Annotated in this window: 25 protein-coding genes, 1 tRNA gene and 4 pseudogenes; 13 read left to right on the forward strand and 17 right to left on the reverse strand. The window is 67.0% G+C overall.

Annotated elements, in window-relative coordinates; genetic code table 11:
• The 7 genes and pseudogenes from ACWD04_RS18455 to ACWD04_RS18485 form a co-directional block, all read right to left on the reverse strand.
• Positions 1-195 (reverse strand): annotated as a pseudogene (locus ACWD04_RS18455) (IS3-like element ISRhosp1 family transposase); the annotation flags it as partial.
• Complete coding sequence (locus tag ACWD04_RS18460; protein ID WP_451133136.1) at positions 192-380, reverse strand: hypothetical protein; 189 nt, start codon at positions 378-380, stop codon at positions 192-194. The pseudogene ACWD04_RS18455 and the gene ACWD04_RS18460, both read right to left, overlap by 4 nt.
• Positions 381-548: 168 nt before the next feature.
• The gene (locus ACWD04_RS18465; RefSeq protein WP_451133138.1) at positions 549-950 is read right to left on the reverse strand and encodes a DNA-binding protein; all 402 of its coding nucleotides are present in this window, start codon (positions 948-950) and stop codon (positions 549-551) included.
• Positions 947-1,195 carry a hypothetical protein gene (locus ACWD04_RS18470; RefSeq protein ID WP_451133503.1) on the reverse strand — a complete coding sequence of 83 codons (249 nt, stop codon included), beginning with the start codon at positions 1,193-1,195 and terminating at the stop codon, positions 947-949. Before ACWD04_RS18470 ends, ACWD04_RS18465 begins: the two co-directional genes overlap by 4 nt.
• A gap of 78 nt (positions 1,196-1,273) precedes the next feature.
• Positions 1,274-1,624 (reverse strand): annotated as a pseudogene (locus tag ACWD04_RS18475) (transposase); the annotation flags it as partial.
• Between the two features lie 120 nt (positions 1,625-1,744).
• Positions 1,745-2,500 carry a hypothetical protein gene (locus tag ACWD04_RS18480; RefSeq protein WP_451133140.1) on the reverse strand — a complete coding sequence of 252 codons (756 nt, stop codon included), beginning with the start codon at positions 2,498-2,500 and terminating at the stop codon, positions 1,745-1,747.
• 4 nt (positions 2,501-2,504) lie between these two features.
• Positions 2,505-2,744, reverse strand: coding sequence for a transposase domain-containing protein (locus ACWD04_RS18485; RefSeq protein ID WP_451133142.1), 240 nt, complete (start codon positions 2,742-2,744; stop codon positions 2,505-2,507).
• A gap of 504 nt (positions 2,745-3,248) precedes the next feature.
• Here ACWD04_RS18485 and ACWD04_RS18490 point away from each other — a divergent pair.
• From ACWD04_RS18490 to ACWD04_RS18505, 4 genes are all read left to right on the forward strand, one after another.
• Entirely contained in the window at positions 3,249-3,602 is a 354-nt protein-coding gene (locus ACWD04_RS18490; protein ID WP_451133144.1) for a hypothetical protein, read from the forward strand.
• Positions 3,599-4,339: a WXG100-like domain-containing protein gene (locus ACWD04_RS18495; protein WP_451133146.1), complete on the forward strand. Its 741-nt coding sequence runs from the start codon at positions 3,599-3,601 to the stop codon at positions 4,337-4,339. Before ACWD04_RS18490 ends, ACWD04_RS18495 begins: the two co-directional genes overlap by 4 nt.
• A gap of 77 nt (positions 4,340-4,416) precedes the next feature.
• Positions 4,417-4,929, forward strand: a complete 513-nt coding sequence (locus ACWD04_RS18500) for a hypothetical protein (RefSeq protein ID WP_451133148.1) — start codon at positions 4,417-4,419, stop codon at positions 4,927-4,929.
• 177 nt (positions 4,930-5,106) lie between these two features.
• The gene (locus tag ACWD04_RS18505; RefSeq protein WP_451133152.1) at positions 5,107-5,967 is read left to right on the forward strand and encodes a hypothetical protein; all 861 of its coding nucleotides are present in this window, start codon (positions 5,107-5,109) and stop codon (positions 5,965-5,967) included.
• A 449-nt stretch (positions 5,968-6,416) separates the two neighbouring features.
• On the opposite strand, the pseudogene ACWD04_RS18510 reads toward ACWD04_RS18505, so the two are convergent.
• Positions 6,417-7,449, reverse strand: a pseudogene (locus ACWD04_RS18510) (helix-turn-helix domain-containing protein); the annotation flags it as partial.
• A 2-nt stretch (positions 7,450-7,451) separates the two neighbouring features.
• On the opposite strand from ACWD04_RS18510, the pseudogene ACWD04_RS18515 reads away from it, so the two are divergent.
• A pseudogene (locus ACWD04_RS18515) lies at positions 7,452-8,069 on the forward strand (tyrosine-type recombinase/integrase); the annotation flags it as partial.
• 99 nt (positions 8,070-8,168) lie between these two features.
• Here the strand turns inward: ACWD04_RS18515 and ACWD04_RS18520 are convergent.
• The 3 genes from ACWD04_RS18520 to ACWD04_RS18530 form a co-directional block, all read right to left on the reverse strand.
• A complete protein-coding gene (locus ACWD04_RS18520; RefSeq protein ID WP_451133154.1) occupies positions 8,169-8,549 on the reverse strand; it encodes a hypothetical protein in 381 nt (126 codons plus the stop codon).
• Positions 8,550-8,551: 2 nt separating this feature from the next.
• On the reverse strand, positions 8,552-10,444 hold the full coding sequence (locus tag ACWD04_RS18525) for a hypothetical protein (RefSeq protein ID WP_451133156.1): 1,893 nt from the start codon (positions 10,442-10,444) through the stop codon (positions 8,552-8,554).
• A gap of 369 nt (positions 10,445-10,813) precedes the next feature.
• Positions 10,814-10,884 (reverse strand) — tRNA-Gly (locus tag ACWD04_RS18530).
• A gap of 477 nt (positions 10,885-11,361) precedes the next feature.
• Here ACWD04_RS18530 and dcd point away from each other — a divergent pair.
• Positions 11,362-11,937: a dCTP deaminase gene (gene dcd / locus ACWD04_RS18535; RefSeq protein ID WP_451133158.1), complete on the forward strand. Its 576-nt coding sequence runs from the start codon at positions 11,362-11,364 to the stop codon at positions 11,935-11,937.
• 6 nt (positions 11,938-11,943) lie between these two features.
• Positions 11,944-12,444 (forward strand): phosphoribosyltransferase, encoded by a 501-nt coding sequence (locus ACWD04_RS18540; protein WP_451133160.1) that lies wholly within the window; start codon positions 11,944-11,946, stop codon positions 12,442-12,444.
• 83 nt (positions 12,445-12,527) lie between these two features.
• Here the strand turns inward: ACWD04_RS18540 and ACWD04_RS18545 are convergent, their stop codons facing one another.
• The 3 genes from ACWD04_RS18545 to ACWD04_RS18555 all read right to left on the reverse strand — a co-directional run bounded on the left by ACWD04_RS18545 (position 12,528) and on the right by ACWD04_RS18555 (position 16,683).
• Positions 12,528-13,454 carry a Yip1 family protein gene (locus ACWD04_RS18545; RefSeq protein ID WP_451133162.1) on the reverse strand — a complete coding sequence of 309 codons (927 nt, stop codon included), beginning with the start codon at positions 13,452-13,454 and terminating at the stop codon, positions 12,528-12,530.
• Between the two features lie 203 nt (positions 13,455-13,657).
• Positions 13,658-15,925, reverse strand: coding sequence for a heterodisulfide reductase-related iron-sulfur binding cluster (locus ACWD04_RS18550; RefSeq protein ID WP_451133164.1), 2,268 nt, complete (start codon positions 15,923-15,925; stop codon positions 13,658-13,660).
• 92 nt (positions 15,926-16,017) lie between these two features.
• Positions 16,018-16,683, reverse strand: coding sequence for a sugar transferase (locus tag ACWD04_RS18555; protein WP_451133166.1), 666 nt, complete (start codon positions 16,681-16,683; stop codon positions 16,018-16,020).
• A 294-nt stretch (positions 16,684-16,977) separates the two neighbouring features.
• On the opposite strand from ACWD04_RS18555, the gene dnaK reads away from it, so the two are divergent.
• The 4 genes from dnaK to ACWD04_RS18575 all read left to right on the forward strand — a co-directional run bounded on the left by dnaK (position 16,978) and on the right by ACWD04_RS18575 (position 21,207).
• The gene (gene dnaK / locus ACWD04_RS18560; RefSeq protein WP_451133168.1) at positions 16,978-18,825 is read left to right on the forward strand and encodes a molecular chaperone DnaK; all 1,848 of its coding nucleotides are present in this window, start codon (positions 16,978-16,980) and stop codon (positions 18,823-18,825) included.
• Positions 18,822-19,475 carry a nucleotide exchange factor GrpE gene (grpE, locus tag ACWD04_RS18565; RefSeq protein ID WP_451133170.1) on the forward strand — a complete coding sequence of 218 codons (654 nt, stop codon included), beginning with the start codon at positions 18,822-18,824 and terminating at the stop codon, positions 19,473-19,475. Before dnaK ends, grpE begins: the two co-directional genes overlap by 4 nt.
• A gap of 93 nt (positions 19,476-19,568) precedes the next feature.
• Positions 19,569-20,759 carry a molecular chaperone DnaJ gene (dnaJ, locus tag ACWD04_RS18570; RefSeq protein WP_451133172.1) on the forward strand — a complete coding sequence of 397 codons (1,191 nt, stop codon included), beginning with the start codon at positions 19,569-19,571 and terminating at the stop codon, positions 20,757-20,759.
• A gap of 1 nt (position 20,760) precedes the next feature.
• Positions 20,761-21,207, forward strand: coding sequence for a heat shock protein transcriptional repressor HspR (locus ACWD04_RS18575; protein WP_451133174.1), 447 nt, complete (start codon positions 20,761-20,763; stop codon positions 21,205-21,207).
• A gap of 53 nt (positions 21,208-21,260) precedes the next feature.
• Here the strand turns inward: ACWD04_RS18575 and ACWD04_RS18580 are convergent, their stop codons facing one another.
• Together ACWD04_RS18580 and ACWD04_RS18585 are read right to left on the reverse strand one after the other, a co-directional pair.
• Positions 21,261-22,271, reverse strand: coding sequence for a LuxR C-terminal-related transcriptional regulator (locus ACWD04_RS18580; RefSeq protein ID WP_451133505.1), 1,011 nt, complete (start codon positions 22,269-22,271; stop codon positions 21,261-21,263).
• 188 nt (positions 22,272-22,459) lie between these two features.
• Complete coding sequence (locus tag ACWD04_RS18585; RefSeq protein WP_451133176.1) at positions 22,460-23,470, reverse strand: helix-turn-helix transcriptional regulator; 1,011 nt, start codon at positions 23,468-23,470, stop codon at positions 22,460-22,462.
• A 101-nt stretch (positions 23,471-23,571) separates the two neighbouring features.
• Between ACWD04_RS18585 and ACWD04_RS18590 the strand changes: the two genes are divergently transcribed.
• Both ACWD04_RS18590 and ACWD04_RS18595 read left to right on the forward strand, forming a co-directional pair.
• Positions 23,572-23,892 (forward strand): hypothetical protein, encoded by a 321-nt coding sequence (locus ACWD04_RS18590; protein WP_451133178.1) that lies wholly within the window; start codon positions 23,572-23,574, stop codon positions 23,890-23,892.
• Complete coding sequence (locus ACWD04_RS18595; protein WP_099173435.1) at positions 23,889-24,209, forward strand: Rieske (2Fe-2S) protein; 321 nt, start codon at positions 23,889-23,891, stop codon at positions 24,207-24,209. Before ACWD04_RS18590 ends, ACWD04_RS18595 begins: the two co-directional genes overlap by 4 nt.
• A gap of 143 nt (positions 24,210-24,352) precedes the next feature.
• Here the strand turns inward: ACWD04_RS18595 and ACWD04_RS18600 are convergent, their stop codons facing one another.
• Complete coding sequence (locus tag ACWD04_RS18600) at positions 24,353-24,754, reverse strand: pyridoxamine 5'-phosphate oxidase family protein (protein ID WP_451133180.1); 402 nt, start codon at positions 24,752-24,754, stop codon at positions 24,353-24,355.
• Positions 24,755-24,854 lie beyond the last annotated feature (100 nt).

Below are 24,854 nucleotides of genomic sequence, written 5' to 3' on the forward strand. Positions count from 1 at the left end.
GCCCTTGTGCACGGTATGGACCTCGCGGATCTCCGCGACCAGGGCATCCTCGGCAGCCTGCCGGACCTCGCGGGCCTTCGCGCCGGCAAGCCACCAGTAGTAGCCCGAGCGCGAGACCTGAAGAACCCGGCATATCCGCTGGACGCCGAAGAATGAGGCGTGGGCGGAGACGAAGTCCCAGCGGCGGGTCTTCACTTCATCTCCTTCGCGAAATAGGCCGCCGCCCGACGCAGGATCTCCCGCTCGAGTTCCCACTCCTTCTCCGCTTTGCGCAGTCGGCCGTTCTCCGCGCGCAGCCGGGCCAGTTCCTCATCCCGGCTCTGCGCGGTCTGGTCCTCGCGGCCGTGATCCGGGCCCGCGTGCTCGTCGGCCTGGCGCACCCAGCTCCGCAGCGTCTCGCTAGGGGCTCTGACCTGCGATTTCGGAATGGGAAGGTGGATGGCTCCCGGTCTCTGGGAGCCGTATCTGACCGCTGATGTCCGCTCTGCTGGGCGCGGATGGGGCATGAGAGCTGGCAGTGCGACGTGTGCTCCGGGCGGGCCGACTGGTCAGAGGGGGACGCTGCGGACTTGGTTGCCGCAGAGCTTGGTCATGTCATCGCTGTCGGACGTCAGCAGGGCGACGGGTTTCGGCTGACGTAGGGCGACCTCGGCGACCGTGGCGTCGATGGCGTACTTGTGCCCGTGCAGTCCGGCGCCCTTGAGGAGCTCAGCCGCCGCTTTCGCCGCCTGCTCGGTGACCGGCTCCACCTTGATGCGGGACAGGGCCCAGTTCAGGCGAGGCATGTTGGTGCGGGAGTGGCTGACTTCCACGATGGTGTTCGCCCCGATCACCAGGTCGGCTCCCATGTCGTGGAAGACCTGCAGCATCGCGAGGAGCTTGCGGTCCTGCGCGATCCAGGCAGAGAGCCCTTCCGAGTCCAGGACAACGGTTTCGACGCGCTCGCTCACGCGGCGTCCGCGTCCTTGGAGGAGCCGGCGGCACCGAAGATCTTCGAACGGGCCTCCGCGAGTTCCTCGTCGCTGAAGTGACCGTGTTCTTCCTCGTGGCGGCGAAGGTCGTCGCCCAGCAACTGGTGCCGAATCTGGCGGGCCACGGCTTCCGCCACATAGCCGGAGACGTTGTCCGTGAGCTTGCGGAGCTCCGCCACCTGGTCGCTGGGTAGCGTGACGGTGATGCGAGTCGTTGAGGACATACGGCAAGCATACTGGAGTATGCATAGAAGGGCTTGTGGCTTCCCCTGACGCTCCACAGTCGAGGTCGCATGATGGAACCGGTGGGGTCTGATGCACCGCTCGACGGTGTTCCGCTGCTTGTAGACCTTGCGGTCGAAGCTGGGTGGGCAGCCGCCTCGGCGGCCCCGCCGCAGGCGGTGGCTGGTCTGGTCGGAAGGCTGCGGGATCACCGCCTGGATTCCCCGGCGCCGGAGGTGGCCGCGGATGGCGCGGGAGGAGTAGGCCCGGTCGGCCAGCACGGCGAGGGGCCGGGTTCGCGGTCTGCCGGGGCCGCTGCGCGGAACGCGGATGCGGGACATGACGGCCTCGAAGGCAGGTGCGTCACCAGCTTGGCCTGCTGTGATGGTGAAGGCCAGAGGCCGTGCTCCGTCGTCTGCGGCCAGGTCCACACCCCGGGCCCCGTCCTTTACCGTGCCGACGACCTCATCAGCGTCAGAGCCGTCATTGCCCTCTTGGTCGGGCGATGACCTTGCTGAACCGGCTCGGCGGAGGCGCTTTTCCTACCTCGCTCACCAGCTTTCATAATCCTCGATGAGGCGGGCCACCAGCTGGTGGAGGGCCGCTGCCCTTTGCGGGTCCTCCCGTTGTTCGCGCAGGGCCTGCTCGGTCGTACGGAGCTGGTGCCAGGCGCCCGGCTCCTTGTCCATCACTGCGTCGACCGAAGGCCGGGTGATCAGTGCCAGGCACTCGGCCAGTCGCAGCCTGGTGGCCGGGGCGGGAGGCGCGGGGTCGGGAGCGCTGTACCCGGTCGCCAGGTATCGGGCCGGGTCGGCCAGGCTCCAGCCGGCGACCGCCCCGGTCTGGATCAGGAGCGTCAGACCGGGGGCGATCTCGACCCGGGCATCCAGCGGGGTGTCGAGGACCGCGAGGTCTCGCAGGCAGGTCAACTCCGTTGCTTCGGGATCGCAGCACAGCGTCTTCGTCTGTGCGAGGGCGAAATCGCGTACCTCCTCTGCGAGGAGGCCGCCCTGGACGGCTCGGGGCTCGGCGGCCAGACGGATGTGGGCCTGTACCGGAGCGGACGCGGCGGGCAGGTGGAGCCCTACGGCGACCATCTGGCGGCTGCTGTTGTCGAACAGGAGGTCGTCATTCTCCGAGCCCAGCCATTCCTGGCTTCCGAAGGTGCCGGGGAGCAGCCGCTCGAACCCCGCCCGGTCGGTGAACTCACCCGAGACCAACTGGGGAATGTCGAGGGCGAGGCGTGGAATGGACGTGAGCGGGGTGTTCGTCACCATGGCGCGAAGGGTGTTCAGGGCGATTTCCACAGGTTTACCACCTCACCGGATCTGCTCGGCGGGCGCCATCGTGCCGCCCCGGCTGTCCGGACTGTTGCCGTTTACGATGTCGTCGTGGGTCACTGGCAGACCGGGGTCGTCGGGTGAGCCGCCGAACGCCTTGGCGCCGCTTTCCCCTCTGGACCAGCCGGTAGCCGACTTCAGGGAACAGACACATCGCGAGCAGGAAGTAGATCCCGACCCGCGAAGGAAGATCACGCAGTCGTCTCTGCACCGAGCGGGCTCGCCCAGATGCCCGGGCGCGAACCGGCCAGCAGCCACTGTGACCGTACGGGTGATGGCCATCACCGGGGCCGGCAGGACATGATGAAACGGCAACGGAGCTCCTCAAACAAGCTGTCTTGGACGACTGCCTGTATCAACGAGCTCCGTTGCTCTGCGTTGGAAATCCTTCAACTGACTTGCGTGACCTGCAAAAACGTTGACTACCCGGCCTTGGGTCAAGGCCCCCTCATCAGCGGTCAAGCGGTGCCCCGAAGCCCGGCGGCAACACCCCCCAGGTCATCGACTTCGACAGGGGGCACACAGCCATACCGGGCCCGGGGGCCAGGCGCCCCATTGCGGGGCCACAGAAAAGGTAACGGGGAGCGTCGACTCTTTACCTCGCGGTCCTGCCGTTCCGATCGACAAAGTCTGGCACCTGGACTCCTCGCGCAGCTGGCAGAGGGGGCTCCGGTAACGTCGCACTGCTGTTGCACAAGCACGGGGGAAGAACGACATGAGTGATACCGGCAAGATCCTCAATATTTCCACCCAGGATCTGAAGAAGGCAGCGCCGACGTTCCAGCAGCAAAGTACAGCGCTTGCCAATGCAGCGAAGGCGCTCAAGGAGTCATTGGACGGGCTGGGTTCGCCGTGGGGAGACGACGAGCAAGGGCAGAAGTTCGGTGACGCCTACAACCCGAAGCGCAGGCAGATCGAGCGAGCGGTCGAAATTCTCGTTCTAGGTCTGAAGAGCATCAACGCGGCCATGACTGACATGGCTGATGGTCACATAGCCAACGAGAAGCTGATCGAGGGCATGTTTACGAAGATCGCGACCGGTGACGGCCGCGACCGAGGCGATCGGTGAGCGTCGAAGACGTCGCCAAAGACCTCCTCATGGAAGCCGGCATGTGGTGGCCGGACGCGAACTCCGGCACCCTCAGGTCGAAAGCGAAGGCTTGGCGGACCTTCGCCGGAGCGGTCGACGACATCATCGGACCGGTCAACAACAAGGCCGGCTCGATCATCCTGAACAATAAGGGTGAGGCGATCGACGCCTTCGAAACGTTCTGGGGCCGATACCACAAGCGCGAGGGCGTCGGATGGCTGGACGACACGGCTGAGGCCGCGCGAGCCATGGCCAAGGCGCTCGACGAGTTTGCCGACGCCGTCGATGACGCGATCGAACAGCTCTGGACCGAAATCGCCATCGCAGCCACGATCATCGCTGCGGGTGTTGGCCTGGCTGTCTTTACGTTCGGTGCTTCGACTGCGGCTTCGGCCGCCGCGACGGCGGCCGTCATCGAGATCGCCGCCGGGCTCGGTGTCACTGTGTCCACGACCGTCGCCACCATCGCCGCGACCACTCTGACCGGCATCGCTTTCGGCGCGATCGAGGGCATCACGATCGACCTGGCTGTCGCGCAGCCGCTCAGGATGGCGACCGGCCAGCAAACGGCTTCAGCCTCAACTCCGTGGAGCAGGCCGCCCTGTACGGCGGAGCGTTCGGAGGTGCATTCGGAGGTGCCGCAGGAGCGACCCGTGCCGCAGGAGACGTGGGAGGATTCCGTAACCTCTTTGTTCAGGACATACCCATTGGCGTAGCGAACCCGAATCTCGCGGAAGCCGGGCGACTGCCCACGGCACTCGACGACATGGGGAAGCGGCGCACGTGGAAGCTCTTGCAGACCGAGGACTCGAAGATTCCCGTGCCCCCAAGGGTTCCTGGGGACCACGCACTCATATCAGGTGATCCGGTTTACTTCGGTAAGCGGACCACTACCATCGGATACGACGAGCGCACGTTGGGAAACGCGCAACGCGTCGCACGCGAACCAGGGAAGCACGACGTCATCGTTCATGGCACGAATCAGGGTGTGTTCCTGCCCGGCCGAGTGAACAGTCATGGCAAGACCCTCATGGACTTCGAGGTGCACCCGACTCACGTCTCGGACGCAATCCGTAGCAACCCGAACTACGACGGTGGCCCGGTGCGGCTCATCTCGTGCCACTCCGGCTATGCAGCGCCGAACTCCGTGGAGCTGCCGCTCGCCCAGCGAGTGGCCAACGACCTTGGCGTGCCGGTGCAGGCGCCGACCAACAAGGTGGGAACATCGCCCAACCTGGGACCTGGACAGACGCCGCAGATTGGCAACGGCGGCTACTGGCGAACCTTCTTGCCGATGGCCGAATAGCGGAACTCACAACGGAGATAAACCATGATCAAGCGAGTAGGGTTCTTTCGCGAATTCGCACCACAGGACACTGACCTCTCCGCTCCGTCGATCCATGACGCCATTCGACCGAATGGACTGAACGACGAGTCTGGTCTTCTCGCTTTCCTCGCCTCGGGAACCGAGATCTTCAGCGTCATGGGCGCGGAACGCGATGTGATCACCGGTGACGAGTGGATTCCTGGCGCCGGGTCACTCGTCACCGAGGGCACATGGATGTGGCCGGTCGAACTGCGCCACTATGTGGAGCGCTACCACACTCAATTGCCGGAGGACTTTCTGGCGGCTGTCCGCGCCGCTCGCTACACCGCTTCGCCGGTCTCGCCAAGCCGAACCGAAGAAATCGTCCGGGAAGTCTTTGGCCGGTCCTCATTCGCGGCGAGGGTGAGTGGCGCAGCAGGCACGGAGGGCTTCTTCTCCTGGTATCTGTCGGAGCTCAACCCGCAGATCTCCAGCCGGATGCTGAGGAGCCTGGACAGCGTTGGTCTGAGGACCCGCCATCCGCTCACCGGGGACATCTCCCTGTCCCGCACCGGAAGCGGCGGGGAGGTTACCCGGCCTGCACAAGGCGCAGAAGACCCGGCCGACATCCTGGATCCGGGTGACGGCGAGATCGCACTCCATCTCTGGTTCGCCTCGGACACGTTCACGGTGGTCAGGGTGCGTCGGCTGGATGACGCGACGACGGTTGTCGTCCACGAGCTCGGCGCCCTGCAGGAGCCGGAGCGTGAGCAGGTCGTAGCAACCCTGGTCCGAGCCCTCGACCAACTCCGCGACCACTGCCGGGGGTTCGTGCTCGACCGCGCAGGGCTCAGCCCACGCGCCGCCTGGGACGCAGTGGTCTGTGAGGGCGCATCACCGACCCCTCCGCTGCCCGACAGCATCGCCGTCGATGCGACACGCTTCATCCAGCCCTCCGCGTTCGGCAACATGTCACGCACTTCGTACGGAGACCTCACGGTCTTCAGTAAGAGCCCGGGGGACGCGGGTCGTCCGTAACGACTGGACGTGCCTGCGACGGGGAGACACCGCTCTGCGGGCACCTCCGCAGACACGTGGACAAGGTAAAGGAGGCGCGGCTGTGAGCGATGGGACCCGGCGCACGATCGACAGTCCGGAGTCAGCGCGTTTCAGGAAGACGGACGCTGGCGGATCCGTGGTGTGTGCGACCGTGCTCGGCCTGGGGCGCCTCGTCACTGGCTACTTCATCCTCATTGCCGCCATGGAAGAGCCGAACACTTCCGAGACCTCCGGCCATTCCGGCTTCGCCTCCGGTCTGGCGTTGGGTCTTCGCCGCCATCACCTCGCTGCTGACGCTGTTGTTCGTGAAGGCCGAGTGGTTGCGCTGGTGGTGGTTCGTCGTTCCGATGGCGATGGCCCTCGCGGCAATCCTGAGTCTGACGCTCCTCACACCGCAGGGATGACCACCCTCTCGAGGAATACGACCTCTACCCGTCCAGGTGGAAGCGGTCGGACATGCGCCGCAGCTTCTCCCGTGTGGCTGCTCGTTCCGCGTAGACGATGCTGCGAAGCGTCGAACGGGCGATGGGGTGGTTCCGTACGAGCTGGGGCGCGATCCGCTCGGCTGTCTCCAGCTCGGCCAGGGCCTTTCCCGGTTCCCGTCCCACAACCAGGCTCGCGCGACGTCCATGTGGTGGTGAGCCTGCCGGGAGTTGGGCAGTGACCCGACCAGTACTGGGCTGATACGGCGGTTTATCTCCAGCGCCTTGCCCTGCTTGCCCATTTCCAGAGCCACGCTGATCGCGTGGATCTGCACGTTCCCGGCGGAAGAACGTCAGCGAATGCCGGTCGTACACCGGTGCCCCGACGTACGCGTCCATGCGTTTGGCAGCAGCCTTCGCGTGTCCGATCCGGTCCTCGGCCTCCGAGGCGCGGCCGGCTCGGGCGGCGGAGACCGCAGCTGCAGCGTGCCCAAGGCCCGCACGGCCAGCGGCTCGCCACGGTCGTACTCCTGCTCCACCGAGGTGATCGCCTTGTCCGAGAGCGTCAGAGCGTCGGCCCAGTCAGCCGTCGCCCACATGTCCCAGACCCTCATCCAGTCGGCGACGGCGGGCAGCACCGGATCTCCCGACAACCTGGCTGACCATGCGGCCCGCTCGCAGGCCATGGCGACCAGTTCGGGGTGTCCGAGGGAGCGGGCGGCGGTGTGTGCGAACTTGCAGCACACGGCGTAGATGGCATACACCTCCTCCCGTTCGTGCCCCTCCGACTCCTCCGCCAGGGCACGCGCCTCGCGGAACAGGTCCGGGAGAACCCGGAGAATCGCCACGTTGGAGGCGGTGTCCCGCAGGCGGTGCAGCCGGGTCACCTCACGCCACAGCTGTGATGCGGGCCGCGGAGCTCCGTCGAAGACGGGACGAGGTCGTAGCGGCGCAGCTCGCGCAGGATCGACGAGGCGGCAACCTGCCACTGGCTGTCGTCGGGGGAGCTGCTGTACGGGCGCCCGATCAGGTCGTTCGGACCAAGTCGACGCGCTTGCCGACGCCATGGGGCCGAGGTGGCGGCTGATGGTCTACTTCGGCGCCTACGGGCCCATGCGGCCGGAAGAACAGGCCGCCCTCAGTCGCCCCGACGTCACCCTCGAACCCCTCGGGGTCAAGACCCGTGACGCGGCACCCGAGCTGACCACCGGCCGTCGCGTCGAAGGCGACACGAAGTCGGCGGCCGGAAGGCGAACCGTCTTCCTACCGGCCTTCCTGCACATCGAGGTGAAGCGCCACCTCGACTGGTACGCCGAGAAGGAACCCGACGGGCTCCTGTTCGCCGGAGAGAGGGGCGCTCCCTTCCGCCGGTCCACCTTCGGCCGCAAGTGGCGCAGTGCCCGCGGCCAGGTCGGCCTGCCGGAGGGCTTCCGCTTCTACGACCTCCGGCACACCGGCCATACCCTGTCCACCCAGTCCGGCGCCACGCTCAAGGACACGATGGTCCGCGCCGGCCAGTCCTCGGAGAAGGCGGCGCTGATTTACCAGCACTCCGATGGTGAGCGGCAGCGGGAGGTTGCGTCGGGCATCGACGCCCTGGTGCAGGAGGGACGCCGGAAGATGGAGGAAGCGCGCCGCTCGGCTGCACGAGAGAATTAGGCGGACGTGGGCAGGGCCGGTCGGCCCTGCCCACGTAGCCGTGACGACTGGCCTCCAGCTGGCTTTTGAATTCTCGCAGCAGAAAGGGGCGATCGTTCTTCAGCTGAGAAGTGCCTCGATCGCACTTCGCAGTGATCCGGCGAGCGAGGTCAGGGACGTGGCGGACCCGAGCGCGAGGCTCAGCATCTCCAGGGTCTCGGTGAGGCGGCGGCCGTCCGGCGCCGGCCCGCGTAGCTCCTCGTCAATTCTGGCTACGGCCTGGCGGCAACTGTCGATGCTGTGCACTTCGTCAGCGTGGGTGTCGAGGGCGGCTACCAGCTCGGCGAGTCTGGTCTGTGCAGCCAACAGCCTGGGATCGTCTGCCGCAGTCCCCGAGACTTGGACTTGGCGCATGTCACCACCGACTCTGCCGGTGTTGACCTGGTTGCCGCTGCCGGTGACGTTGGTGCCACCACCAGCGGTTGCTCGACCGAATCTCATGATCAACCTGCCTTCTCGGTTCTGTTTGCCGGACCGCCAGGCATGGGGCCTTGTTGCATGCCGCCGCCCATATTGCCGGTGTTGACCTGGTTGTTGTCGCCGCTGATGAAGTTCTGGGTGATGGCGATGGCCTGACGTTTGAACTCGCCGGTCGCCAGACCATGGTCGGCGAGAAAAGTGCTCACCGTGCTGAACATCCGCGATTGCAGGATCGACACGTAGCGCTGCACGTCCTCGGTCTGGTGCATGTCCTCAGTTGTCTCCCGACCGCAGTGTTCTCTCAGGCTCACCGGCCGGCCGTCGTCTTTCTCGCGGACAGCGGCAGCTGCCGTGGTCACAGCGGTCAGCAGCCCGAGTCCGCGGCCGATGGTCGTGTACACCCGGAACGCGAGCGCCACGGTATCTCCGCATGCGTGGAGCGGTGTTTCTGCCAGTTTCCTGGCGAGATCCCAGCCCCTGGCGGGCGTTACGTTTGCCGAGGGAAGCAGCGGTGCCAGGACGTGGGGGCGGGTGACGAAGTGCAGCGTGTTGCCTTCCAGGGCGGCGTGCGCGAAGACCGTGACGACGATTTGGCCGTCCCAGGCGACGACCTGCGCGGCGAGGTATCTCCGCGAGAAGTGACCGGTGGGCGCATCCCGGGCTTCGGTGCACATCTCAGTGGCCTCCGGCCACTCCGACTTACGGCCGCCGCCTCCACTGCTCTGGCCCAAGCTCTTCCACCGACCCTCGGGGATACTGAGGAACTCGGCCACATCACAGTTGGGCAGGGCATGGGTTTCGACGAGAGCTCCTCGAAGCTCCTCCAGTTCGTCGCGCACCTTGTCGAGCAGCTCGTCCGCCTCGAATTTCTGACTCGTGTCGAGGTCGGACAAGTCGGCTGTAGCCAGGGGCGGGTTGTCTTCCTCGTCCTCACTGGTGCGGGCTGACGTGAGCTGGATACGGGTAGCCCCTTTCGGCCACGAGTCGAGGCCGGCTCCGACGAAGCGGTCCACCCTGCCTTCCCTGCGGTACGCGATGCTTTGCCACTGCTCAGTGACCTTGTGCGCCGTGATTCTCTTGGCGGCGAACGGCGCGAGGAAGGGACGCGTTGCGATGTGTTCGCGGCCGAGACGCAGCGACTGCACGTAGGCGTGGCACGCCCAGCGGTCAAGCAAGTGAACCGCAGTGATAGCGATCAGTAGATGCGGCGCGACATGCGATCCTTCCAGGGCGGCATCGCGCAGCAGTGGGAGATGTGGTTTGACGAGAGTCCAGAGGGCGAATAGTGCCGCAGCGAGAAGGACAGCCGGTACGAGTGCGTTGAAACCCCAGCGCAGAATCGCCCGGCAGGCCCGCCCGGTGAAGAACTGCCACAGCAACACGGTGGCGACAATCGCTGCCAGCCCTCGTGGATGGGAGCCCCCCAGGTAGACCAGCGTTGCCAACAACAGCGCGCCCCGGAGTCGACGCTGCCGTCGTGCTGCAACGCTGTGTGTGAGCACTGGCGCCAGCCCGAATCCGAAGGACGGTGCCGGCCGCTTTCGCGCGTACAACACGTTCGTCAAGGCCCACTGCGCGAGGGACTCGCCGGTGAATTCATCCAGTGTCCGGATAGGACGCGGGGGCCTCCCCTGGATCTTGTCCTGCCAACGTCCGAGCCAGTCCTGTGCTTGCCGGATCCGGTTGACCCGCTCATGTACGGAGCCGGCCAACCCTCGGATGACCGAGTTACTTCTCGGCACGTCGTCCCGTTCCGCGTACTCGGTCCGGGCGGGGCGCTGTCCGGGCACGTAAGCGATGGGCTTTCCGGTCACGGTGTCCACGGGGACTCCGGGGATGGTGTCCGGCTTCTGCGGGCCGGTGGGGTGCTGGCTGCTTCTGTTGGACGCCACCGCTTTCCACGACAGCAGCGGCATCTGCCACCTCCCCCGAGGACGCTTCTTATGAGGACCACACCTTGTGGCACGTGGTCCGTACTTCGCTGGTGAATGACTGTGTCTGCCTCAGAAGCACCTCAGCGTCGGCCGACACGCAGCGATTCCTCGGCGCCTTGAAAGCGGGCGGTAAACGTGCTGCCGCATGCGGCTGACACAGTCGACCCGGCGGAGTGGCCCAAGTCACTCCTGTTGTTGCCTGGCGCCTTGCTCGGCGTGGCTCCCATGGATCGAGGGCGGCGCCGAGGCATCCGTACCGGCGGGAGATGGGGCACCTGGAGGGCACGCCGCCCCTCAAGAGGTCTGGACAACAAGAAAGGCCCCGGTCGCTGACCAGGGCCTTCGTCGAAGAGCGGGTGACGAGAATCGAACTCGCGCTCTGAGCTTGGGAAGCTCATGTTCTACCATTAAACTACACCCGCGAAGCGTGCCGGTGATCAGCGCCGCATCGTCGCACACTCTACCCCATCGCAGGCCCCCGGCGTGTCCGCCGCGGGGCCCGGGTGTCGTTTCGGAGTGTGGATGCGGGTGCGGCTGGCGGGAGTTGGGGGCGTAGCGTGGGTAGCCGGAGTGCCGCGTGGAGTGGCGTCCTGTTCATCCCCTAATGTGGCGGTCTCGTCCATGGCTGGTTGGGGAAGGGACTTGATGGAGTCGATGGAGCGCACCGTCGTACGCTGTGCCGAAGGGCACGTTTTTGCTACCTCGTCGTTTCCGATGCAGCAGCTCGGATCCGGGCGGATCGGTCCCGGGAGGCTCATCCGCTGTCCGCGCTGTGCGCGGTTGAGGCAGGCGGTTCCCGTGGTGTTCGAGCAGCGGTAGAGGGTTTCGTAGGTCCGAGGCAGGCGCGCGCGGGGCGGTCCGGTTGGGGCCGGCTCGCGCGTTCTGCGTATCCTCGGTGCGTGCTTCTCTCAGATAAGGACCTCCGGGCCGAGATCGATGCCGGGCGGGTTCGCATTGACCCGTTCGACGCCTCGATGGTGCAGCCCTCGAGCATCGATGTGCGGCTGGACCGCTACTTCCGGGTGTTCGAGAACCACCGCTATCCGCATATCGATCCCGCCGTCGAGCAGGCGGACCTGACCCGTCAGGTCGAGCCGGACGGCGACGAGGCGTTCATCCTCCACCCCGGCGAGTTCGTCCTGGCGTCGACCTACGAGGTCATCTCCCTTCCCGACGACCTGGCGTCGCGGCTCGAGGGAAAGAGCTCGCTGGGACGGCTCGGGCTGGTGACGCATTCCACGGCCGGGTTCATCGACCCCGGTTTCTCGGGTCATGTGACGCTCGAACTGTCCAATCTGGCGACGTTGCCGATCAAGCTCTGGCCGGGAATGAAGATCGGGCAGCTGTGTATGTTCCGGCTGACTTCTCCCTCTGAATTCCCGTACGGATCCGATCGTTACGGATCGCGTTATCAGGGTCAGCGAGGGCCGACCGCCTCGCGTTCTTTCATGAATTTCCATCGGACACAGGTGTGATGCGGCATGGCTGGTGACGAGCGGGAGAACCTGACGTACGAGACCTTCGGGCACGCCGTACGCGAGCTTGCGCAGTCGGTGGCCGACGACGGTTACGAGCCGGATGTCGTACTGAGCATCGCGCGGGGCGGGGTCTTCGTCGCGGGTGGCCTGGCGTACGCCCTGGACTGCAAGAACATTCATCTGGTGAACGTCGAGTTCTATACAGGGGTCGGGACCACGCTGGAGATGCCGGTCATGCTGGCACCCGTCCCCAACGCCATCGATTTCACGCAGAAGAAGGTCCTCATCGCCGACGATGTCGCTGACACCGGCAAGACGCTGAAGCTGGTCCGCGACTTCTGCATCGACCATGTGGCCGAGGTGCGCAGCGCGGTCATCTACGAGAAGCCGCATTCCCTCGTGCAATGTGAGTACGTGTGGAAGAAGACCGATCAGTGGATCAACTTCCCGTGGAGCGTGGAGAAGCCCGTCGTGCGTCGTGAGGGTCAGGTTCTCGACTCCTAGGGCATACGCAACGCGACGCGGGACGGACATGTGGGAGGGCCCCGGTGCCATGCACCGGGGCCCTCCCACATGTCCGTCCAGAATCAGATGGTGCCGAGCTTGATGATCGCGAGCAGTGCGATCAGCTGGATCGCCGAGGCCCCCAGGGCCTTCGGCCACGGCAGGTCGTGCGACTTGCTCACCATCGAGGTGAACAGCGCGCCGGCGGCCAGCCAGGTGATCCAGCCGAGGATCTGCACCAGGGAGTTCTCGCCGCCGAGGAAGAGGGCGAAGACCAGGCGCGGGGCGTCCGTGATCGACATGATGAGCATCGACAGGCCCACGGTCGGCTGCCAGGAGCCCGTGCCGCCGAGCTGGCGGGCCAGGGTGTGGGTGACCGCGCCGAGGACCAGCCCGCCGATCACGAAGCCGATGCCCGTGAAGATCACGTACGGGGCGACCGTGGAGACCTCCGCGTGGATCGCCTCGTCGCGCGCCTGGTCGAAGCCGAAGAGCGCGAGCAGGCCGTAGATGAACGTGACCGTGAGCGCGGTGCCCCAGACGGGGAAGTCGCGCATCTGCCAGAACGTCGGTCCCGGCCGCGTCACGATGCCGCGCAGCAGCTGCTTCCAGTGCAGTCTGGGCCCCGAGGGCTGTGCGGGGGCCTGACCGGCCTGGTAGGTGTTCCCGTCGCCGTACGGGTCCTCGTTGATGCTGAACGCCTGGGTGTGCCCCGGGGCGTTGGCATACGGGTCCTGCTGCGAGGGCTGGTGGTATGCGTCGCCGAAGTACTCCGGTTCGCCGTGCCCGCCTGCGTGCCCGTTCCCACCCCCGTGTCCGTTGCCGCTGTGCCCGCCGCTGTACGGGGCGCCCTGGGGGCCTCCGTACGGTGCGCCGTTGCCTCCTTGCGGGGGCCACGACTGCCCGCCGTGCGGCGGCGGTGATGCCTGCGCGCCGTACGGCTGTTGCTGCTGCGGGTGTTGTTGCGGTGTGCGGTTGTCCCGGCCGCGTCCGATCCTGAATCCAGCCACACATCGAACGTACCTGGTCCGTGTGGGCGCGGTGTGAGGGCCGGGGGATCACAGGGCCCATTGCGGCCTAGCTGTGACATCCCCTAGGGGGACCCTGGGGGGCCTGCGCTACCCCGGAGAGGGCCTCAGCCGCACCCCGGGACACGCGGAAGCGGCCGACACTGCCCCCTGGCAGGTCCGGCCGCTTCCGCGGTGGGAGACAGCTACTGAACGGGTTCCGGTTCGGGCTGGTCGGCGGTGTCCGTCTCGCCCGCCGGGTCCGCGGGTGTCTTCACCGACTCCAGGAGCAACTGGGAGACGTCGACGACCTGGATGGATTCCTTGGCCTTGCCCTCGTTCTTCTTGCCGTTGACCGAGTCGGTCAGCATGACGAGGCAGAACGGGCAGGCGGTGGAGACGATGTCGGGATTGAGGGAGAGGGCTTCGTCGACACGCTCGTTGTTGACGCGCTTGCCGATCCGCTCCTCCATCCACATCCGGGCACCACCGGCGCCGCAGCAGAAGCCGCGCTCCTTGTGGCGGTGCATCTCCTCGTTCCGCAGACCCGGGACCTTCGCGATGATCTCGCGCGGGGGCGTGTAGATCTTGTTGTGACGGCCCAGGTAACAGGGGTCGTGGTAAGTGATCAGACCCTCGACCGGCGTCACCGGGATCAGCTTGCCCTCGTCCACCAGGTGCTGGAGCAGTTGCGTGTGGTGGATGACCTCGTACTCGCCGCCGAGCTGCGGGTACTCGTTCGCGATGGTGTTGAAGCAGTGCGGGCAGGTCGCGACGATCTTCTTCGACGACTTGGGCTTCTTCGTCTCCGGCTCGTCGTCATCTTCGCCGAACGCCATGTTCAGCATCGCGACGTTCTCCTGGCCGAGCTGCTGGAACAGCGGCTCGTTGCCGAGGCGGCGGGCGGAGTCACCGGTGCACTTCTCGTCGCCGCCCATGATCGCGAACTTGACGCCCGCGATGTGCAGGAGCTCCGCGAAGGCCTTCGTCGTCTTCTTGGCGCGGTCCTCGAGGGCGCCGGCACACCCGACCCAGTACAGGTAGTCGATCTCGCTGAGGTCCTCGACGTCCTTGCCGACGATCGGGACCTCGAAGTCGACCTCCTTGGTCCACTCGACGCGCTGCTTCTTGGCAAGCCCCCAGGGGTTGCCCTTCTTCTCCAGGTTCTTGAGCATCGTGCCCGCCTCGGACGGGAACGCGGACTCGATCATCACCTGGTAGCGGCGCATGTCGACGATGTGGTCGATGTGCTCGATGTCGACCGGGCACTGCTCCACGCACGCACCGCAGGTGGTGCAGGACCACAGCACGTCCGGGTCGATGACGCCGTTCTCCTCGACGGTGCCGATGAGGGGGCGCTCGGCCTCCGCGAGAGCGGCCGCGGGCACGTCCTTGAGCTGCTCCTCGGTGGCCTTCTCGTTCCCCTCCATGTCCTTGCCGCCGCCGGCCAGCAGATACGGCGCCTTGGCGTGCGCGTGGTCGCGCAGGGACATGATCAGGAGCTTCGGGGAGAGCGGCTTGCCGGTGTTCCAGGCGGGACACTGCGACTGGCAGCGGCCGCACTCGGTGCACGTGGAGAAGTCGAGGATGCCCTTCCAGGAGAACTGTTCGACCTGGGAGACACCGAAGGTGTCGTCCTCGCCCGGGTCCTCCCAGTCGATCTCCTTGCCGCCGCTGGTCATCGGCTGCAGCGCGCCCAGAGCGACGGCGCCGTCGGCGTCGCGCTTGAACCAGATGTTCGGGAAGCCGAGGAAGCGGTGCCAGGCGACACCCATGTTGGTGTTGAGCGAGACCGTGATCACCCAGATCAGCGAGGTGCCGATCTTGATCATCGCGGTGAAGTAGATCAGGTTCTGCAGCGTGCCGAGCGCGAGGCCCTTGAAGGCGAGCACCAGGGGATACGAGACGAAGTAGGCGGCCTCGTAGCCCTCGACGTGGTGGATCGCGCCTTCCAGCCCGCGCAGGGCCAGGATCGCCAGGCCGATGACGAGGATGACGTACTCGACGAAGTACGCCTGCCAGGCCTTCGAGCCCGCGAAGCGGGACTTGCGGCCGGCTCGCGAGGGCAGGTTCAGCAGTCGGATGGCCATCAGGGTGACGATGCCGAGCACGGTCATGATGCCGATGAACTCGATGTACATCTCGAACGGCAGCCAGCCACCGACGATCGGCAGCACCCAGTCGGCCTGGAAGAGCTGTCCGTATGCCTGGAGCAGCGTCGGCGGCAGGGTCAGGAAGCCGATCGCGACGAACCAGTGGGCGAAGCCCACGATCCCCCACCGGTTCATCCGGGTGTGGCCGAGGAATTCCTTGACCAGGGTGATCGTGCGCTGCTTGGGGTCGTCGGTGCGGCTGCCTGCCGGCACCGGCTGTCCGAGACGGACGAACCGGTAGATCTGCGCGACGGCTCGGGCGATGAGCGCAACGCCGACGACAGTCAGCACCAGCGACACGATGATCGCGGCGAGTTGCATGTGGGGGCTCCTCGGGCCTGCGAGGGTGGGATCCAGCGCGTACAAGCGATTACTAAGCAGTAACTTAATCAGTCTGTGCTGACACTATCCACTTATTCCGCCACGCTGTAGCCGGGCGGGCGGTGATCTGTGTCGCTCAGGCGGGCCTTCCCTGGGCGGTGCAGCCGGCGCAGTGCCGCGTACAGCGTGATGCCTGCGGATTGCATCAGGATCGCCAGGTCGAGCCCAGTCCCATGATGCTCTGCGTAGTGCGCGTCGAGGAGGGCGGGTTCGTCCCAGGGCATTCCTGAGCGGGCACGCACCTGGGCCAGGCCGGTCAGACCGGGCCGCAGGCTCTGCCGGCGACGCCCGGTGGCCGGTCCCAGGAGGGCGGTTTCTTCCGGGGTGAGGGGGGCCGGGCCGACGAGGGAGAGTTCTCCTCCTACGACGTGGGGCAGTCGGGACAGCAGGTCGAGCCGGAGCCGCCGGGTGCGCAGCGAGCGGAGCACGAAGGGGCGGCCGCCGAGTCCGATCCGGGTCTCGCGCCTCACTACGCCGGTCCTCCGGGTCCGCAGGGCGAGGGTCAGGGCGGCGAAGGCCAGCGCGGGGGCCGCCAGGAGCAGGAGGGCGGAACCGAGCGCCAGGTCCAGGGACCGCTTCGCGGTCACGGCCGCCAGTGTGCCGGCCACGCGGTCGGCCGCCGCGCCCGCCGCCCTGGCCGCCGCCGACACGGCGGCATGCCGTGTCCTTCGTGCCGCACTCTGCTTCACGTTCCGCATTGCACCTGCCTGGGCTCGGTGACGTGACGGTATGACCGTCTCGACGCATTTTGTGACAGAACGATCCCACGGTGCGATGGTGGGGGTGCGTGTGCGACGTGCGGCGCATGCCGGGTGTCGCGGATCGCGGAAGTCCCGGCAGGTCTTCGTCGCGGCCTGAACTTTGAAAACGCCTGTTCAGCGCCCTTGTGAGCACATAAGTTGAGCGTAAGTGGCTCAGGTCCTTTGACTCCAGGGTGGGTGTCATGCATCCTTGAGCCAGATCCACTCAAGTAGTCAGTTGGAGGAATTGAAATGGCACGTGCGGTCGGCATCGACCTGGGCACGACTAACTCCGTCGTCAGCGTTCTCGAAGGCGGCGAGCCCACCGTCATCACCAACGCCGAAGGCGCCAGGACCACGCCGTCCGTCGTCGCCTTCGCGAAGAACGGCGAGGTGCTCGTCGGCGAGGTCGCCAAGCGCCAGGCGGTCACGAACGTCGACAGGACGATCCGTTCGGTCAAGCGCCACATGGGCACTGACTGGAAGATCGACCTCGACGGGAAGAGCTTCAACCCGCAGCAGATGAGTGCCTTCATCCTGCAGAAGCTGAAGCGCGACGCCGAGGCGTACCTGGGCGAGAAGGTCGCCGACGCGGTGATCACCGTTCCGGCGTACTTCAACGACTCGGAGCGCCAGGCGACCAAGGAGGCCGGCGAGATCGCGGGCCTGAACGTCCTTCGTATCGTCAACGAGCCCACCGCGGCCGCGCTGGCGTACGGGCTCGACAAGGACGACCAGACGATCCTCGTCTTCGACCTCGGTGGCGGCACCTTCGACGTGTCCCTCCTGGAGATCGGCGACGGCGTCGTCGAGGTGAAGGCCACCAACGGTGACAACCACCTCGGTGGTGACGACTGGGACCAGCGGGTCGTCGACTACCTGGTGAAGCAGTTCGCCAACGGGCACGGCGTGGACCTGTCCAAGGACAAGATGGCTCTCCAGCGTCTCCGTGAGGCCGCGGAGAAGGCGAAGATCGAGCTCTCGTCCTCGACCGAGACCACGATCAACCTGCCCTACATCACGGCATCCGCCGAGGGCCCGCTGCACCTGGACGAGAAGCTCACGCGCTCTCAGTTCCAGCAGCTGACCGCGGACCTCCTGGACCGCTGCAAGAACCCGTTCCACAACGTCATCAAGGACGCGGGCATCCAGCTCTCCGAGATCGACCACGTCGTTCTCGTCGGTGGCTCGACCCGTATGCCGGCCGTCGCCGAGCTCGTCAAGGAGCTCACGGGCGGTCAGGACGCCAACAAGGGTGTGAACCCGGACGAGGTCGTCGCCATCGGCGCCTCGCTCCAGGCCGGTGTCCTCAAGGGTGAGGTCAAGGACGTCCTGCTCCTCGACGTGACCCCGCTGTCCCTCGGCATCGAGACCAAGGGAGGGATCATGACGAAGCTCATCGAGCGCAACACCACGATCCCGACCAAGCGCTCCGAGATCTTCACGACGGCCGAGGACAACCAGCCGTCCGTGCAGATCCAGGTCTACCAGGGCGAGCGCGAGATCGCGGCGTACAACAAGAAGCTCGGGATGTTCGAGCTCACCGGTCTGCCGCCGGCCCCGCGCGGTGTGCCGCAGATCGAGGTCGCGTTCGACATCGACGCCAACGGCATCATGCACGTCGCTGCCAAGGACCTCGGCACCGGCAAGGAGCAGAAGATGACCGTCACCGGTGGCTCCTCGCTGCCGAAGGACGAAGTCAACCGGATGCGCGAAGAGGCCGAGCAGTACGCCGACGAGGACCACCGCCGTCGCGAGGCCGCCGAGTCCCGCAACCAGGGCGAGCAGCTCGTCTACCAGACGGAGAAGTTCCTCAAGGACAACGAGGACAAGGTCCCCGGCGACGTCAGGACGGAGGTGGAGACCGCGCTCACCGAGCTGAAGGAGAAGCTCAAGGGCGAGGACACCGCCGAGATCCGTACCGCCACCGAGAAGGTCGCGGCCGTCTCCCAGAAGCTCGGCCAGGCGATGTACGCCAACGCCGAGAGCGCGGCGCCGGGCGCCGAGGCGCCGGGTAACGGTCAGACCAAGGCCGACGACGACGTCGTCGACGCCGAGATCGTGGACGACGAGAAGGACACGAAGGGCGGTGCGGCGTGACCGAGGAGACTCCGGGCTTCGACGAGAAGCCTGACGTCCCCTCCGGCGCCGATGCCGACGACGCCGAGCCGAAGGCCGCCACCGCCTCCGAGGAGGAGGCGGCGTCGGCCCCGGCCGGGGACGTACAGCAGACAGCGGCTCTGACGGCACAGCTGGACCAGGTCCGTACCGCGCTCAGCGAGCGCACGGGCGACCTCCAGCGGCTCCAGGCCGAGTACCAGAACTACCGTCGCCGCGTCGAGCGCGACCGGGTCACGGTCAAGGAGGTCGCGGCCGCGGGCCTGCTGTCCGAGCTCCTGCCCGTGCTCGACGACGTCGGCCGGGCACGGGAGCACGGCGAGCTCGTCGGCGGCTTCAAGTCGGTGGCCGAATCCCTGGAGATGGTCGTCGCGAAGCTGGGCCTCCAGCAGTTCGGCAAGGAGGGCGAGCCCTTCGACCCGACGATCCACGAGGCCCTGATGCACTCGTACGCGCCGGACGTCACCGAGACGACCTGCGTGGCGATCCTGCAGCCCGGGTACCGCATCGGGGAGCGCACCATCCGCCCCGCGCGGGTGGCCGTGGCCGAGCCGCAGCCGGGCGCCACGCCCGCGGCGGCGAAGGAAGAGAAGGCAGACGACGAGGAGAGCGGTGGCACCGAAGAGGTCTGACATTCCGTCCGACCACTGCGGTGAACACCCACGGGGCGTGCGGCCGGCCACAGGGCCGGCCGCACGGCCTGTCGTCCGGAAGGAGGGACGTCGATGAGCACGAAGGACTTCGTCGAGAAGGACTACTACAAGGTTCTCGGCGTCCCCAAGGACGCCACCGACGCCGAGGTCAAGAAGGCGTACCGGAAACTCGCCCGCGAGAACCACCCGGACGCCAACAAGGGTGACGCCAAGGCCGAGGAGCGCTTCAAGGAGATCTCAGAGGCGAACGACATCCTCGGTGATCCCAAGAAGCGCAAGGAGTACGACGAGGCGCGCGCCCTCTTCGGCAGCGGAGGCTTCCGAGCGGGCCCCGGCGGTGCGGGCGGCAACTTCAACTTCGACCTGGGCGACCTCTTCGGGGGCGCCCCGGGCAGCGGCCAGAGTCCGGGCGCCGGCGGCTTCGGCGGAGGCGGCGGCGGTCTGGGCGATGTCTTCGGCGGACTGTTCAACCGCGGCGGCGCGGGCACACGGGTCCAGCCGAAGCGCGGCCAGGACATCGAGTCCGAGGTGACGCTCAGCTTCACCGAGGCGGTCGACGGGGCCACGGTCCCGCTGCGGATGTCCAGCCAGGCTCCCTGCAAGGCGTGTTCGGGCACCGGCGACAAGAACGGCACCCCGAGGGTCTGTCCGACCTGCGTCGGCACCGGCCAGGTGTCGCGCGGCACCGGCGGCGGATTCTCGCTGACCGATCCCTGCGTGGACTGCAAGGGCAGGGGCCTCATCGCCCAGGACCCCTGCGACGTCTGCAAGGGCAGCGGCCGGGCGAAGTCGGCCCGCACGATGCAGGTCAGGATCCCCGCAGGGGTGCTGGACGGCCAGCGGATCCGGCTGCGCGGCAAGGGCGGCCCGGGCGAGCGCGGCGGCCCGGCCGGCGACCTCTACGTCGTCGTCCATGTCGACGCCCACCCGGTCTTCGGCCGCAAGGGCGACAATCTCACCGTCACCGTGCCCGTCACCTTCCCGGAGGCGGCGCTCGGCGGCGAGGTGAAGGTCCCCACGCTCGGCGGTCCTCCGGTCACCCTGAAACTTCCGCCCGGCACGTCCAACGGACGTACGATGCGGGCCCGGGGCAAGGGCGCCGTTCGCAAGGACGGCACTCGGGGTGACCTCCTGGTCACCGTGGAGGTGTTCGTACCCACGGACCTCGGCGCGGACGCCCAGGACGCGCTGGAGGCCTACCGGAAGGCGACCGCGGGGGAGGACCCGCGGGCGGAGCTGTTCCAGGCTGCGAAGGGAGCTTGAGATGGACGGCCGTCGACGCAATCCGTACCAGCTGACCGACGAATCACCGGTCTACGTGATCTCGATTGCGGCCCAGCTCTCGGGCCTGCACCCGCAGACACTGCGCCAGTACGACCGCCTCGGCCTGGTCTCGCCCGACCGTACGGCCGGGCGCGGCCGGCGCTATTCGGCACGTGACATCGAACTGCTGCGCACCGTGCAGCAGTTGTCACAGGACGAGGGCATCAACCTCGCGGGAATCAAGCGCATCATCGAGTTGGAGAACCAGGTCGCCGCGCTCCAGCAGCACGTCGCCGAGCTCTCGGCAGCGGTGGACGGCGCGGCCGTGGCCATGCAGCAGCGCGAGGCCCAGGTGCACGCTTCCTACCGTCGGGACCTCGTGCCGTACCAGGACGTACAGCAGACCAGCGCACTGGTGGTCTGGCGGCCCAAGCGGCCGAAGGACTGAGGCGTTCCGCCCGCTGTCGGTGTCCGCAGTCCGTCGCGGCCCGCTCCCGGAGTTCAGGCTCCGGGGGCGGGCCGTTGCTCTGCCGCCCCGGTGCCACCGTCGGCGATGCCCGACCGCACCAGGAGCGCTCCGAGGTGGGTGCGGCTGTGGGCGCCGAGCGTCTGCGTGAGCTTGGAGATGTGGGAGCGGCAGGTACGGACGCTGATGCCCAGCTTCCGGGCCACGACGTCGTCGACGTGACCCTCGACCAGCAGGCGGGCGATGCTCTGCTGGACGGCCGTGACCTGGGCGCCGGGCGCGGCCGAGGGCAGTTGCTGCGCGAAGGGGACGGCCTGGGCCCAGAGCACCTCGTAGACCTGCACGAGGTAGGCGACCAGGGCGGGATGGCGGAGTTGCAGTGCCGTGGCTCGATCCGGCGTCGCGGGGATGAACGCGACGTCGCGGTCGAAGATGATCAGCCTTTCCACCGTCTGCTCGGTGGTCCGCACCTGCAGGTGGTCGGTGGATATCTGGCCCAGGTAGTCCCTGATGTTGGTGCTGTAGCGGGCCGGGTGCTGGTAGATGTGCCGGAGCCGGGCGCCGTGCCCGATGGCGGCCCTGGCGTTGGCGATCGCCCACCGCATCCCGTTCAGCGGCCGGTTGCTTCCCGGCTGGGCGGTGAGGACCTGTTCGGTGGCGGAGGCACTCGCCTCGCGCAGAGCCGCCTCGATCGCGGGCCGCCCTTCGAGCACCGTGATCGCCAGGTCGGGGTCGGCGCTGGCGACACCGGCCAGGGGCGCCAGCGATCGGCTGAGCGCGGCGGCGAGCTGCACGCGCTCGTCCAGCTCGCGGGTGAGGGGCTGGAGCAGGTGGGCCAGGGCGGCGGACGGGGGCACGGGACGCATATATGTGTCGTCCCGCGGATCGGGGTGCACGACGGCCATGTCGATCAGACACGGCACCGCGGCGAGCGCGGCCCTGGGGATACGCCCGGCGCGCACCGCCTCCTCGTACAGCCGGACGGCCGGGGCGCAGAGTGTCCTCGAACCGTGCGGATGCGCTTGGTTTGCCTCATCCGTGGTGATTTGGTGACCCCTCACTTTGTGCAGTGCAACAAGATGACGGTGGTGGAAGCTCGGCGGTGGGGGGAGTGTGGGTGGTGTTGCGGGGGTCGCCGATCTTCCCCTTCGGTGTGGGGCGTGGCCGCGCTCCCTTCCGTTGCGCGACTGCGCCTGCCGGCCCGGGGGTGGGGATGTCCGGGGAAACCGTCAGGTCAGGAGTCCTGGTCCAGGATTCCTGACCTGGCGATGAGGTAGCCGAGTTGGGCGCGGCTGGTGCTGCCGAGTGTGGCGGACAGCTTGGCGACGTGCGCCCGGCAGGTGCGGACGTTCATGCCGAGACGGCGGGCTATGGAATCGTCCACGTGTCCCTCGACGAGGAGTTGGGCTATGGAACGCTGAACACCGCTGATGCCCTTGGGCGGTGGATCGTACCGGACCTCCCCGAGCAGCGGTGACGCGCGGCTCCAGAGCTGTTCGAAGACCTTCACCAGGTAGTTGACCAGGCCCGGGTGCCGGAGTTCGAGGGCGACCCCGTCGTCGTTCTGGGCGGGGATGAAGGCCACGGTCCGGTCGAAGACGAGGAGGCGCTCGATGAGTTCCTCCAGGGTGCGGATCTCCACCTTGTCCTGGGACAGGCGCGCCGCGTAGGCGAGTGTCCCCTGGCTGTGCCGGACGGTGTGCTGGTAGAGCGTGCGCATGCTGACGCCCCGGTCGACCACCGACAGGGCGCGTTCCAGGCCTTCGCTGAGGCGGTCCTCGCCGCGGTCTCCACCCGGCTGGACGGTGAGTACCTCCGTGCGGCACTCGGCGGTGGCCAGGTCGAGTGCGGCGTTGATCCTGTTGACACCCTCCAGCACCGTGATGGCGTGGGTGGTCGGCGGGTCCTGGGCGCTGATGTCCATGAAGGGCTCGAAGGACTCGGTCAGCGCGACGGAACGCCGCCTGCGTTCCTTGATCTCGCGCTCTATGGGATGCAGGCGCTGGGCCAGGGCCGCGGACGGAGGAACCGGGCGGAGCCAGGCCGTGTCGTCCGGATCCGGGTGCAGGAGCGCGAAATCCATCAGGCAGGGGGCCGGGTCGACTTCGGCGCGGGAGATCCGACCGGAACGAAGAGCGCTGGCATAGAGACGTTTTCCCTCGTCGCACAGCTCGGTGACCCCGTGGGGATGTGTCCCTGTTGCGTCGCTTGTACCCATATCTCCACCCCCCAGGTTCCTGAACATGCAGGAACATGATGCATCGTCCTGGTGGCGTTGTGTGGCCCGGGTGAGACATCGTCGTGGATGCGGGGGAGAGGAATCCACAAGTGAGGACGAAGCCGACTATGGATAAGCGAAAGCTTCGCTCAGTGCTTGCCGCCGCTTTCGTCGCGGCCCTGGGCTTCGGCGTGGCAGGCGGCCTGGCCGGCGGCGCGTCCGGGCCCGGTCAGGTCAGCTGGTCGGAGCAGGCGTCTGCTCCGGGTGAGATCAGCTGGGGTATGCCCGCGTCCGATCCGGGTGAGATCAGCTGGGGTGTGCCTGCGTCCGATCCGGGTGAGATCAGCTGGGGTGTGCCCGTGTCCGGTGAGATCAGCTGGTCCGTGGAAGCGGTCGCTGCTTCCGGCGAGATCAGCTGGAGCGCGCCGGCAGGCGTAGCGAGCGCATGACCACGCCCCCGGACGACCGCACCTTCCGGCGGGAGATGGCCACGGCCTATCGGTCAGGGTGGCATTTCATCGATCTGCTCACGGCACTTACCCGCCAGGGCGATTCGTTGATGGTCACCCTGTTCGGAGAGCCGATTCTGGTCGTGATGGAAACGGATGACGATATTCGTGCCTATCGCTGTCTTCGCCGGCCTCGCGGAGCGCCACAACCTGTTCGCTGTGCCGTGAGGTACGGCATGATTTTCGTGAATCTCGATCAGCGCGACCACGAGCTGTTCGAACAAGAAGCCATTTCCGCCACCCCCCGCAGTGCCTGAACGATTCCCCCGTCGTTCCATATCGTTCCGGCACTTCCCCCACACAGCGGCGCCATCGTGACCTGAACACGATGGCGCCGTTGTGCTGCCCGGAAACAGCTTGAATTGCTCAGCCCTCAGCCCTCAGTCCCAGTCCTCAGCCCTCAGGCCTTTCCGAGAGCCCTGTCGACGGCGATCTCGATGACGATGCGCTCGGGGTTGTGCCGCGGGGTGCGCTCGTAGCGCTCCGCGTAGCGGCGTACCGCGTCCTGGACCTCGTCGGGCTCCGTACGGACCACCGCCCGGCCCTCCAGGGTCGCCCAGCGGCGCCCCTGCATCTGGCAGACCGCGACCCGTGCCCCTTCCGGGCCCGCCGCCAGGACATGGGCGGCTTTTCGTGTGTTCCTGCCGGTGATGACGCGGGCGGTGCGCGTCTCCGGGTCGTACGTCACCCCCACGGGTACCACATGCGGTGTGCCGTCAGGGCGGAGTGTGGTCAAGGTGCACACATGGCGTTCCCGCCAGAAGGCGAGGTACTCGGGGCCGGGGTCGCGTACGTCAGGCATGGGGCCAGCCTAGATCCAGGGTGGCCCGGGTTCCGAGGTGGCACCGTTTCAGCCTTGAGTGGAATAGACTCAACTTTGTACCCGTTGTCAGGGTCAAAGT

It is taken from the genome of Streptomyces sp. NPDC002911 (assembly GCF_053591835.1).